Source organism: Streptomyces sp. XY431, assembly GCF_001279805.1.
Taxonomy (GTDB): Bacteria; Actinomycetota; Actinomycetes; order Streptomycetales; family Streptomycetaceae; genus Kitasatospora; species Kitasatospora purpeofusca.
Genome location: NZ_LGDO01000527.1, coordinates 21,942 through 33,116, shown reverse-complemented (window position 1 = coordinate 33,116; position 11,175 = coordinate 21,942). Strand labels below are relative to the sequence as shown.

Genomic DNA, 11,175 nt, shown 5'->3' with positions numbered 1-11,175 from the left:
GCACGCTGTTGAGTTCTCAAGGAACGGACACTTCCTTCAGGCGGCTTTCACACCGGCCCTCCGGGCGCTTCGTTCTTTCGTGTTCCCAGCTTATCAGATCCTCGCGGCCGGTTTGACCGGCTTTCGTTTCTCCGAATTCCCGCTGGGGGGATTTCCTTCGACTTCGCTCCGAAGCTTATCAAAGCTTTCGGTGTGCTCAGTTCCGGGATTTACCTTGTCGGAGAGGGCGTGCATTCGAGAAGCACACTCGCCTCGACTCGGCGATGTCGTAGACATTAACGCCTGAGCCCGACTGTTGTCCAGTCCGTCCCAACCGTTCAAACCTACTAGCCCAGTCCGACCACGTCAATGGTTTTTCTGGGGTGCGAGAAGAGTACCAGGTCAGGGGCCTGGTGATCACATCGACTCAGGCCGCGACAGGCTGGAGGTCCGCCCGGTCGGCTGCGTCGAGGTCTCCGGTCTCGCCGGTCGCGGCGGCCTTTCGCCCCAACACCAGGGCATAGAACAGGAATGCGATCTCGGCGAGCGCGCCGATGGTGATCCGGGCCCAGGTCGGCAGGCCGGACGGCGTCACAAAGGCCTCCAGTACGCCGGACACCGCCAGCACCGTCGCCAGGCCGATTCCCATGCCGACGATCGAGCGGCCCTGTTCGGCGAGCGCGGTCGCCCGGCTGCGCGGGCCCGGGTCGACGATCGTCCAGCCCAGCCGCAGTCCCAGACCGCCGGCGACGAAGACGGCGGTCAGCTCCAGCAGGCCGTGCGGGATGAGCAGGCCGAGGAAGATGTCGAGGCGGCCGGCGGAGGCCATCAGCCCGACGCCGAGTCCGAGGTTGAGGACGTTGCTCCACAGCACCCACAGCACCGGGAGGCCGAGCACGACGCCGTAGAGGAGGCACTGCACGGCGATCCACGCGTTGTTCGTCCAGACCTGGGCGGCGAAGGAACTCGCCGGACGGTCGGAGTAGTAGGCCTCGTAGGCGCCGCCGGGCCTGGTCATCTCCCGCAGCGCGTCCGGCGCGCCGAGGCTGTTGCGGACCTCGGGGTGGCCGGCCACCCACCAGGCGACGAGCGCGGTGGCGGCCAGCGAGAGCACCGCGACCGGGATCCACCAGTGGCGCGCCCGGTAGAGCGCGGCGGGGAAGCTGACCGTGTAGTAGCGGGCGACGTCCCGCCAGCCGCTCGTCCGGCTGCCGGTGACCGAGTCACGGGCCCGCGAGACCAGACTGGTGAGCCGGCCTTCGAGGGTCGGGTCGGGCGCGGCGGCCTGGACCTTGGCCAGATGGCCGGTGACCCGCTGGTAGAGGGCGACGAGTTCGTCCGCCTCCTCGCCGGTCGGACGCCGCTTCCTGGTGAGGGCGTCCAGCCGGGCCCACTCCCCCTGGTGGGTGGCGACGAAGACGTCCAGGTCCATGCGGCGGCTCCAGGGTCGGCGCGGGACGCGCGATCGGGCGGGTGCGGACAGGTGGGCCCAGCATGCCAGGGGGGAACGGCACCACGGCGGCCGGGACCTCCCTTCCCGGTCGGCTCCGCGGCCCCGTATGTTGACGGGCAGCAGATCACGGGATCGTGGGGGCGGTCCGCCGGATTCCCCTCCCACGGGCCCCGTACCACCGACGGGAACGGACGGGTGTCTTGAGCGACCTGGTGACGGGCGAGGCGGTCGTCCTCGGCCTGCGCACGGCGAAGCTTCCGAGCCGGGGCCTGGCCATCACGCTGGACCTCGCCGTGCAGGTCATCGGCCTCGTGGTGACGACCCTGGTGCTGAGCCTGCTCGCACCGGACCTGGACAGCGCCGCGGTCGCCGCCGTGACGATCGGGCTGACCGTCCTCTTCCTGGTGGCGCTGCCGATCATGATCGAGACCCTCAGCCGGGGGCGTTCCCTGGGCAAGGCCGCGCTGGGGCTCCGGGTGGTGCGCAGCGACGGCGGCCCGGTGCGGTTCCGGCACTCGCTGGTGCGCGGTCTGGTCGGCTTCCTGGAGATCATCGTGCTGTTCGGCGTGCCGGCGGTGATCTGCTCGGTGGTGTCGTCCGAGGGGAAGCGGCTGGGTGACGTCTTCGCGGGGACGCTGGTGGTGCGTGAGCGGGTGCCCGGCGGTGGCGGTGCGGCCGCCGCGCTGCCGCCGGTGAACCCGCAGCTGCTGCAGGCGATCGGCGGCGAGCTGGTCGCGCTGGACCTCTCCGCCGTGCCGGAGCCGCTGTGGCTGGCCGTCCGGCAGTTCCTCGGTCGGATCGGCGAGCTGGACCAGGTGGTCGCCCATCGGATGTCCGCCCGGCTCGCGGACGACCTGGCCGCCCGCACCGGCCACCCGGTGCCGTACGGGGTGCACCCGGCGGCGTACCTGGGCGCGGTCCTGACCGAGCGGCAGCGGCGCGAGTGGACCAGGGCGCAGGGGCACGCGTTCCAGCAGCAAGCCCAGTCCCAGTCCCAGTCCCGGAGTCAGCAGTACGCCCCCCAGCAGCACGCCCCGCAGCCGACGGAGCCCGGGCAGCAGCACCCCGCGCCGCCGAGCCCCCCGGCCCCCGGCACCGGCTTCGCCCCGCCCGCCTGAGCCCCTCGCTCCCGAACCGCCCCCGGCGACCCCATACCCGGCGCGGCTCAGTCCCCGTGGCCCTCCCCGTACCCGAACCCGGCCGGCCACGCGTTCGGCGGCGACTCCAGCTCCTCCAGCTCGACGCCCCCGGCGGCCAGCACCACGTCCCCGGCGAGGTGCACCACCTGCTGTTCCCCGGTCTCCAGGTCCGCCACCTGGTAGCGCTCGACGAGCAGCGGCCCCGAGTCCGTGTCGTGGGTGTCGACCCCCTCCAGCAGCCACCCCTGGTCGAAGGTGCGCGGCGCCAGCACCGGATCGGTGAACGCCACCAGCCGGACCCGCGCGCTCGCCCCCTCCCGCAGCCGGAGCATCCGAGCGGCGGCGACCAGGAACGCGGGCGAGCGTCCGGCGAAGCCGTGCGCCCGGTCGTGCCCCTCAACCGCCTGCTCCCCGGCCGGGTCCGCGGCGTCGGCCCGCACCCAGGCGACCCCGTCGACGGCACCGCCCCTGACCTGCCAGCCGCCGGCCCGGAGTTCCATCCGCAGCGGGCGGGAGCGCGAGTCCAGGGTGAGGTCCACGGTGCCGAGCACCTGGCCGTCCGGCGCGTAGGTCTTGGAGACGTACCGCCAGCCGGCCGGGCCGGGCGCGCAGCTGAAGCGCTCCTCACCGAGCAGGACATGGTCATGGGTGTCGTGGAGCGAGTACCGGCCGTTGGGCATGCCCGAAAGCCTACGTCCGGCCCGGGCCGGTCCGCCGAACCGGCTCGAACGGACGTGCAACCTCTGCCGGGCGCCCCGCATTAGGGAGGTGTGCGCCGCGACCGCGGCGCCGCGGAAGGGAGCATTCATCGATGGCGAAGCAGACCCGCGACGCCGAGTTCACGGAGTTCGTCGCGGCTCGGGCGCCGTGGCTCCGCAAGGTGGCCTACCTGCTCTGCGGTGACTGGCACCGGGCGGACGACCTGGTCCAGGAGTCGGTCACCAAGCTGTATGTGCGCTGGTCGCGGCTGTCCCGGCTGGAGAACCTGGACGGGTACGCCCGGACCGTCCTGGTGAACACCTTCCTCGCCGAGCAGCGCTCCCCCTGGGGGCGCTGGGCCGCCCGCCGCCGCACCGGGGAGGTGCCCGAGCCGGCCGCCGCCGGTACCGATCTGGACCTGTCGGTCGACCTCCGGCGCGCGCTGACCGCCCTGCCGCCCCGGCAGCGGGCCACCGTGGTGCTGCGCCACTACTGCGACCTGACGGTCGAGCAGACCGCGGCGGCACTGGGGTGCTCCACCGGCAATGTGAAGAGCCAGACCTCCCGGGGGCTCGACGCACTGCGCCGCTCCCTCGACCACCAGGACCACCAGGACCGTCAGGACCGCACGGACCTTCCGCATCTCCGAGACCTCCGAGACCTCCGGCCGGCCGTGCCGGTGGAAGGGGCAGCGTCATGAACCACCGCACCGATCCCACCGAGGACCGCCTCGCCGCCGAGCTGGCCGCCGGCCTCACCGCACTGGCCGACTCCCCCGCCCCGTTCAGCCGGACGGACACCGCCTGGGCGGTCCGCCAGGGCCGGTCCCGGCTGCGCCGGCGCCGACTCGGGGTACTCGGCGCGGTGACGGCGGTCGCGCTGGGGGCCTCGGTCCTCGGCGCCACCCTGCCGGACCGGGGCACCGCCGGCCCGCAGAAGGCCGCCACCGGCCCGGCCACGCCGGACCCGGTACTGCCGGGCCTCGGCCCGGACACCGGCCGCGACCCGCTCACGATCGCCGCCGCCTTCGGCTGGCTGCCCGACGGCTTCACCGGGACCAGTTACACCATCGGCTTCACCGGGGCGCCCACCCTGTTCAGCGGCAAGGCCGACGGCCCCCCGCAGACCGGCCCGGACGCGCAGGCGACGAACCACCAGACGATGGTCCTCTCGATCCTGCCGGGCAGCGGGGAGCCGGCCGTCGGCACGGACAACTTCGGCCAGCAGCAGTACCGGGTGGACGCCCGGCCGGTGAACGGCAGGCCCGCGTACTGGGTGGGCCGCGCGCCCGGCGACCCGGCCGGCACCGGCCATGACTACCGGCTCCGCTGGCAGGCCGCCGAGGGGTACTGGGTGGAACTGGGTGGCATCTATCTGCGGGCCGCCGACGGCGTCGTCGACATGATGCTGAAGATCGCCGACAGGGTCACCACCGGTCCGCAGGCCGTACGGCTGCCGTTCAAGGTCCAGGACATCCCCGCCGACGTCACCCAGGTCGGGGTCAGCCTCTACCTGGGCACCGCGGCGGGCGACGGCTATCCCTGGTCCGCGCACATCAACTACCAGTCCGGGGACAACCACCTCAGCCTCGACGCCCGGCCCGCCGTCGGGCCCGTCCCCCCGACGTCCCAACCGGAGTTCCAGCGCGTGACCGCGCCCCCGACGCTGAACGCGGATGCGAACTCTGAGGTGAGCAACGAGCCGAGCACGGGGTCGTCGTCCGCCCAGATGTGCACCGACACCCGAGGCGTGCGGGTTTGCGCGACCACCTGGAACGAGGCCGCCTTCACCGCGACCGGTGGCCTGGCCCGCTGGGTGGACCGCCTCGTCCCGCTCGGTACCGACCGCTCCGTCTGGACCACCGAGGTCACCCCCTGACGACGGCCCGGAACGCCGGTGGCCGGCGCCCCTGCGAAGGGACGCCGGCCACCGGCGTTCGTCCGTCACCGCATCAGTAGCGGTACTGGTCCGCCTTGTACGGGCCCTCGACCGGGACGCCGATGTAGTCGGCCTGGTCCTTGGTCAGCGTGGTCAGCTTCACGCCCAGCGCGTCCAGGTGCAGCCGGGCGACCTTCTCGTCCAGGTGCTTCGGCAGCACGTAGACGCCGATCGGGTACTGCTCGGTCTTCGTGAACAGCTCGATCTGGGCGATCGTCTGGTTGGCGAAGGAGTTGGACATCACGAACGACGGGTGGCCGGTCGCGTTGCCCAGGTTCAGCAGACGGCCCTCGGACAGCACGATGATGGTGCGGCCGTCGGCCTTGCGCCACTCGTGGACCTGCGGCTTGACCTCGGTCTTGACGACGCCCGGCAGCTGGGCGAGGCCGGCCATGTCGATCTCGTTGTCGAAGTGGCCGATGTTGCCGACGATGGCCTGGTGCTTCATCCGGGCCATGTGCGAGGCCATGATGATGTCCTTGTTGCCGGTCGTCGTGATGAAGATGTCGGCCGTCTCGACGACATCCTCCAGGGTCGCGACCTGGTAGCCGTCCATCGCCGCCTGCAGCGCGCAGATCGGGTCGATCTCGGTGACGATGACGCGGGCGCCCTGGCCGCGCAGCGACTCGGCGCAGCCCTTGCCCACGTCGCCGTAGCCGGCGACGACGGCGACCTTGCCGCCGATCAGGACGTCGGTGGCACGGTTGATGCCGTCGATCAGCGAGTGGCGGCAGCCGTACTTGTTGTCGAACTTCGACTTGGTGACCGAGTCGTTGACGTTGATCGCCGGGAACAGCAGGTTGCCGTCACGGTGCATCTCGTACAGGCGGTGGACACCGGTGGTGGTCTCCTCCGTCACGCCCTTGATGGTGGCGGCGACCTCGGTCCACTTGTTCGGGGTCTCGACCAGGGTGCGGTTCAGCAGCTCCAGGATGATCCGGAACTCGTCGTTGTCCGCGGTGGACGGGTCCGGCGCGGCACCGGCCTTCTCGAACTCGACGCCCTTGTGGATCAGCAGGGTGGCGTCGCCGCCGTCGTCCAGGATCATGTTCGGGGTCTGACCGTTCGGCCAGGTCAGCGCCTTCTCCGTGCACCACCAGTACTCGTCCAGGGTCTCGCCCTTCCAGGCGAAGACCGGAACGCCCTGCGGGTTCTCCGGGGTGCCGTTCGGGCCGACGGCGATGGCCGCGGCGGCGTGGTCCTGGGTGGAGAAGATGTTGCAGGAGCACCAGCGGACCTCGGCACCGAGGGCGGTGAGGGTCTCGATGAGGACGGCGGTCTGCACGGTCATGTGCAGCGAGCCGGTGATCCGGGCGCCGGCCAGCGGCTGCGACGCGGCGTACTCGGCGCGGATCGTCATCAGGCCGGGCATCTCGTGCTCGGCGAGCTGGATCTCCTTGCGGCCGAACGGGGCCAGGGAAAGATCGGCGACCTTGAAGTCACCGGTGATGTCGGTCGACATGCGTCTGCTCCTCGCTGAAGGGGTGGGGCGGGGCCAAGGTCCTGGGGTGCGTCACAACACGGCGGGCCGCAACGGTGTGCGGCGACGCCAGGGCGTCCGGCCCGCGGCCGGGTTAGGCGCGGTACGGCTGTCCTGTTGCTCGGCACAAACCGTCGGAGGACCTCTCTCCCTCGACCGGCACGCCCCCGTGGGGGGCGGGTCACCGATCGACCGCCATCAGCAGCGACGTTCTGGCTCTGGGGACGAATCTACACCGACGGCCCCGCGGAACGGCCCGGTACGGCCGTTTTTCGGCCTCCGGGCCGGGGCCCGCGCGGGCTCAGTGCGCCCCGCCGGGAACGGGTCCGCCGGGCGTGGCGTACGGGTCGTCACCCGCCGCCTCCTTCTCCGCGCTGTAGATGTCCGGCTCGAGGTAGATGACCCTGGCGATCGGCACCGCCCGCCGGATCCGGACCTCGGCGGCGTCGATCGCCGCGGCGACCTCGGGGGCCGTCGAGTCGGCCGGGACGGCGATCTTGGCGGCGACCAGCAGTTCCTCCGGACCGAGGTGCAGGGTCCGCATGTGGATCACCCGGTCCACCGAGTCGTGGTCGACCAGCGCGTCCCGGATCCGGGCCACCACCTCGGGGTGGGCCGACTCGCCGAGCAGCAGCGACCTGGTCTCGACGGCCAGCACGAAGGCGATGACGATCAGCAGCACGCCGATGCACAGCGTGCCGATGCCGTCCCAGACCCCGTCCCCGGTGATCGCGGTCAGCCCGACGCCGAACAGCGCCAGCACCAGGCCGATCAGCGCGCCGGTGTCCTCCAGCAGCACGACCGGCAGCTCGGGCGCCTTGGCCCGGCGGATGTAGGCCGGCCAGCCGTGCGTCCCCTTGTCCTTGACGGCCTCGCGGAACGCGGTGAGGAAGGACCAGCCCTCCAGCGCGATGGCGAGGACCAGCACACCCACCGGCCAGTACCAGTTGTCCAGCTCGTGCGGGTGGGCGATCTTCTCGTAGCCCTCGTAGACGGCGAACATGCCGCCGACGCTGAACAGCACGATCGACACCAGGAACGCGTAGATGTACCGCTCGCGCCCGTAGCCGAACGGGTGCTGGGGGGTGGCCTCGCGCTGCGCCCGCTTGCCGCCGATCAGCAGCAGCACCTGGTTGCCGGAGTCGGCCACCGAGTGGACGCCCTCGGCGAGCATCGAGGAGGAGCCGGAGAAGGCGAACGCGACGAACTTGCTCACCGCGATGCCCAGATTCGCGGCCAGCGCCGCGATCAGCGCCTTGGTACCGCCTTCGGTGCTCATTGCTCGGAAGGTCCCTCCGTCGGGGGCCGTCCGCACGGCCCGTGACCGGTCGTCCGGTGGCCCGGTCGTCGTCGAGCGCATACGGTACCGGGCCGACCCGCCGCCGGCTCAGGACTGTGCGGCGAGCCCCAGGTAGACGGCGGCGAAGTCGGTGAGCGCGACCAGCTCGACCAGCGCGTGCAGCGGCTCGGGGCGGCGGCCGGCGTACTCGGTCAGCCGGACGTCGTGGGCGGCCGCGAGCCGGTGCGCCCGGGTGACGCCGAAGCTGCGCGGACGCGCGTCGTCGGCCGGGACCTCGGCCGGGCCGCCGTCCTCCTCCTCCGGCGCTCCCCCGAAACCCTGGCCGGCGGAGCCCGGACCGGCCTGCCCCGGACCGCCGGACGTCTCCTCGGCGGTCTGCCGCAGCAGCAGGACCTGGAGGTGCAGCGGGTCCGGCTCCTCGACCCGGTCGCGGAAGAAGTCGTCCGGGTCGGCGCCGGCGCCGAGCTGGCCGGTGAACATGCCGCGGTGCGCGGTCAGCGCCTGCGGCAGCAGGCCCGCCAGGGCCGGGCGGCCGGCCCGCTCGGCGAGCTGGGCGGCGAACCGTCCGGCCGCGGCGCCGGCCACCGGGCCCTCCGCCCAGAGCAGCGGGACGGTCCCGGCCAGCCGGGCGGCCAGGCTCTTCGCCGGGTTGGTGTACGCGGCGGCGTCCGGCCGGCAGCGGACGGCGGTGGCGTCCAGCAGGTCGGCGGTCACCGCGAGCGCGTCGTAGGGCAGCGGGGTGACGCCCAGCTTCTGGGTGAGCGCGAGCAGCGGGGCGAGGTGGGCCCAGAGCGCGGCCGGGTCCTCGGCGGGCAGGTCGGGCTCGGTGGCCCGGCCGCGTTCGCGGTCGTCGTCGGCGGGTGCGTCGGAGGTGTCGGCGGACGGTACGAACGGCAGTGGCAGCGCGCGGACCTGCAACGCGGCCTCGGCGAGCGGACTGCCCTCGGGGGCGGTGACCACGATCGCGCAGCCGCGCGCGTAGGCCTGCTCGGCGAGGGCGACCAGGCCGCGTTCGTCGCCGGCGGCGGAGCTGATCACCAGCAGGTCGAGCGGTCCCGCCCAGCCGGGGAGCTGCCAGGCCAGGCCGGCCGTGAAGACGGCCGGGGCGGTGGCGCGGTCGATGCGCGGGACGGGCGCGGCGTCGGTCGGCGGCAGCGGGGCGACCAGGCTCGCGGTACCGGCCAGCGCGGCGAGCATCTCGGCGGCGGTCAGCGCGCTGCCGTGCCCGGCGACCAGGACGGCGCGCGGCCGGCCGTCGGGCCGCAGCCGGTCCAGGCCGGCCGCCTCGGCGAGCCGCAGCGCGGTGCGGACCCGGGCGCCGGAACCGGCCAGGGCGAGCAGGGCGCGGTCGTGGTCGGCGCGCCGGAGGGCGGCCGGGTCGTCGAGCAGGGTGTCGTCGAGCATGCGGCGGGCCTCCGGCTGCTGGCTGGGCGCTGAGGACGGCGGGCGGGCGGGGCGGCCGTCCCCGGTCGGGGACCGGGCGGCGCCCCGCCCCAGGATCAGGCCGGGCGGCGGGCCTCGTCCACCAGCAGGACCGGAATGCCGTCGCGCACCGGGTACGCCAGGCCGCAGGTCTCGCCGGCGCAGAGCAGCTCGGGCTGCTCCTCGGTGCCGCCCTCGGTGAGCGCGGACCGGCACTGCGGGCAGACCAGGATCTCCAGCAGGAAGGATTCGAGCTTCATGGGTTCGGTCTCCGGTCTCGGTACGGGTTCTCGGCCGTCGGCACAGCGGTGCCCCGGCCGAGAGGAAACCCTACCGGCCGGGGCACCGGGGCCGTACGTCAGGCGCGGACGATCGCGAGCACGCCGTCGCGCAGTTCGGCCATCCTGGCCGGGTCCTTGGCCTCGACGTTGAGGCGCAGCAGCGGCTCGGTGTTGGAGGCGCGCAGGTTGAACCACCAGTCCGGGCCGGCCACGGTGAGGCCGTCCAGCTCGTCGACCTCGGTGCCCTCGACGGCGTAGGCGGCGCGGACGGCGGCGGTCCGGGCGGCCTGGTCGGCGACGGTGCTGTTGATCTCGCCCGAGGCGGCGTAGCGGTCGTACTCGGCGGTCAGCGCGGAGAGGGTGCCCGGCTGCCCGCCGAGGGCGGCCAGCACGTGCAGCGCGGCGAGCATGCCGGTGTCCGCGCGCCAGAAGTCGCGGAAGTAGTAGTGGGCGGAGTGCTCGCCGCCGAAGACGGCGTCGGTGACGGCCATCTCCTGCTTGATGAAGGAGTGGCCGACCCGGGTGCGGACGGGCTTGCCGCCGAGCTCGCGGACCACCTCGGGGACGGTCCAGGAGGTGATCAGGTTGTGGATGATCGTCGGCTCGGCCTCGCCGGCGGCCCGGGCACGGGCGATCTCGCGGGCGGCGACCAGCGCGGTGATGGCCGAGGGGGAGACCGGCTCGCCGCGCTCGTCGACGACGAAGCAGCGGTCGGCGTCGCCGTCGAAGGCGAGGCCGAGGTCGGCGCCGACCTCGCGGACCTTGGCCTGGAGGTCGACCAGGTTCTTCGGGTCGAGCGGGTTGGCCTCGTGGTTGGGGAAGGTGCCGTCCAGCTCGAAGTACATCGGGACGAGCTCGATCGGCAGGCCGTCGAACACGGTCGGCACGGTGTGGCCGCCCATGCCGTTGCCGGCGTCGACGGCGACCTTGAGCGGGCGGATCGCGGTGAGGTCGACCAGGCCGAGCAGGTGGTCGGCGTAGCCGCGCAGGGTGTCCTGCTCGCTGAGGGTGCCGGGCGCCACGTCGCGGGCGGGGACGGTGACGGTGTCGTCGGCGGCGGTCCAGGACTCGACCAGCTCGCGGATCTCGGAGAGTCCGGTGTCCTGGCCGACCGGGGCGGCGCCGGCCCGGCAGAGCTTGATGCCGTTGTACTCGGCCGGGTTGTGGCTGGCGGTGAACATCGCGCCGGGCAGGTCGAGCGAACCGCTGGCGTAGTACAGCTGGTCGGTGGAGCAGAGGCCGATCAGCACCACGTCGGCGCCGTAGCCGGACGCGCCCTCGGCGAAGGCCCGGCTGAGCGACGGGGAGGAGGGGCGCATGTCGTGGCCGACCACGATCGCGGACGCGCCGGTGACCTGCACGAACGCGGCGCCGAAGGCCCGGGAGAGGTTCTCGTCCCACTGGTCCGGGACGACGCCCCGTACGTCGTACGCCTTCACGAGCTGCTTGAGGTCGCGCACTGCGGCTCCACCCTGGTTCTGTGT

10 protein-coding genes are annotated in these 11,175 nt (G+C 73.0%); 3 read left to right on the top strand and 7 right to left on the bottom strand.

Annotated features, from left to right (window positions below; genetic code table 11):
* Positions 1-406 precede the first annotated feature (406 nt).
* Positions 407-1,411, bottom strand: a complete 1,005-nt coding sequence (locus ADK60_RS40885) for a stage II sporulation protein M (RefSeq protein ID WP_053652118.1) — start codon at positions 1,409-1,411, stop codon at positions 407-409.
* Between the two features lie 221 nt (positions 1,412-1,632).
* On the opposite strand from ADK60_RS40885, the gene ADK60_RS40880 reads away from it, so the two are divergent.
* Positions 1,633-2,550: an RDD family protein gene (locus ADK60_RS40880; protein ID WP_053652116.1), complete on the top strand. Its 918-nt coding sequence runs from the start codon at positions 1,633-1,635 to the stop codon at positions 2,548-2,550.
* 47 nt (positions 2,551-2,597) lie between these two features.
* Here ADK60_RS40880 and ADK60_RS40875 read toward each other — a convergent pair whose 3' ends face one another.
* Positions 2,598-3,251, bottom strand: a complete 654-nt coding sequence (locus ADK60_RS40875; RefSeq protein ID WP_053652115.1) for a hypothetical protein — start codon at positions 3,249-3,251, stop codon at positions 2,598-2,600.
* Positions 3,252-3,382: 131 nt separating this feature from the next.
* On the opposite strand from ADK60_RS40875, the gene ADK60_RS40870 reads away from it, so the two are divergent.
* Both ADK60_RS40870 and ADK60_RS40865 read left to right on the top strand, forming a co-directional pair.
* Entirely contained in the window at positions 3,383-3,970 is a 588-nt protein-coding gene (locus ADK60_RS40870; protein WP_079009126.1) for a SigE family RNA polymerase sigma factor, read from the top strand.
* On the top strand, positions 3,967-5,148 hold the full coding sequence (locus ADK60_RS40865) for a hypothetical protein (protein WP_053652113.1): 1,182 nt from the start codon (positions 3,967-3,969) through the stop codon (positions 5,146-5,148). Before ADK60_RS40870 ends, ADK60_RS40865 begins: the two co-directional genes overlap by 4 nt.
* A gap of 73 nt (positions 5,149-5,221) precedes the next feature.
* On the opposite strand, the gene ahcY is transcribed toward ADK60_RS40865, so the two are convergent.
* From ahcY to ADK60_RS40840, 5 genes are all read right to left on the bottom strand, one after another.
* Positions 5,222-6,670, bottom strand: coding sequence for an adenosylhomocysteinase (gene ahcY / locus ADK60_RS40860; protein ID WP_053652111.1), 1,449 nt, complete (start codon positions 6,668-6,670; stop codon positions 5,222-5,224).
* Positions 6,671-6,989: 319 nt separating this feature from the next.
* A complete protein-coding gene (locus tag ADK60_RS40855; RefSeq protein ID WP_045941558.1) occupies positions 6,990-7,967 on the bottom strand; it encodes a cation diffusion facilitator family transporter in 978 nt (325 codons plus the stop codon).
* 108 nt (positions 7,968-8,075) lie between these two features.
* Positions 8,076-9,392 carry an SIS domain-containing protein gene (locus ADK60_RS40850; RefSeq protein WP_053652109.1) on the bottom strand — a complete coding sequence of 439 codons (1,317 nt, stop codon included), beginning with the start codon at positions 9,390-9,392 and terminating at the stop codon, positions 8,076-8,078.
* A 95-nt stretch (positions 9,393-9,487) separates the two neighbouring features.
* Positions 9,488-9,670, bottom strand: coding sequence for a Trm112 family protein (locus ADK60_RS40845; RefSeq protein WP_030398084.1), 183 nt, complete (start codon positions 9,668-9,670; stop codon positions 9,488-9,490).
* A 98-nt stretch (positions 9,671-9,768) separates the two neighbouring features.
* The gene (locus tag ADK60_RS40840; RefSeq protein WP_053652107.1) at positions 9,769-11,151 is read right to left on the bottom strand and encodes a phosphomannomutase/phosphoglucomutase; all 1,383 of its coding nucleotides are present in this window, start codon (positions 11,149-11,151) and stop codon (positions 9,769-9,771) included.
* Positions 11,152-11,175 lie beyond the last annotated feature (24 nt).

Bases quoted from the DNA above. Each gene is read 5' to 3' on its own strand.
- ADK60_RS40885 (WP_053652118.1), bottom strand. From the start codon at position 1,411: ATGGACCTGGACGTCTTCGTCGCCACCCACCAGGGGGAGTGGGCCCGG.
- ADK60_RS40875 (WP_053652115.1), bottom strand. From the start codon at position 3,251: ATGCCCAACGGCCGGTACTCGCTCCACGACACCCATGACCATGTCCTG.
- ADK60_RS40870 (WP_079009126.1), top strand. From the start codon at position 3,383: ATGGCGAAGCAGACCCGCGACGCCGAGTTCACGGAGTTCGTCGCGGCT.
- ADK60_RS40865 (WP_053652113.1), top strand. From the start codon at position 3,967: ATGAACCACCGCACCGATCCCACCGAGGACCGCCTCGCCGCCGAGCTG.
- ahcY (WP_053652111.1), bottom strand. From the start codon at position 6,670: ATGTCGACCGACATCACCGGTGACTTCAAGGTCGCCGATCTTTCCCTG.
- ADK60_RS40855 (WP_045941558.1), bottom strand. From the start codon at position 7,967: ATGAGCACCGAAGGCGGTACCAAGGCGCTGATCGCGGCGCTGGCCGCG.
- ADK60_RS40850 (WP_053652109.1), bottom strand. From the start codon at position 9,392: ATGCTCGACGACACCCTGCTCGACGACCCGGCCGCCCTCCGGCGCGCC.
- ADK60_RS40845 (WP_030398084.1), bottom strand. From the start codon at position 9,670: ATGAAGCTCGAATCCTTCCTGCTGGAGATCCTGGTCTGCCCGCAGTGC.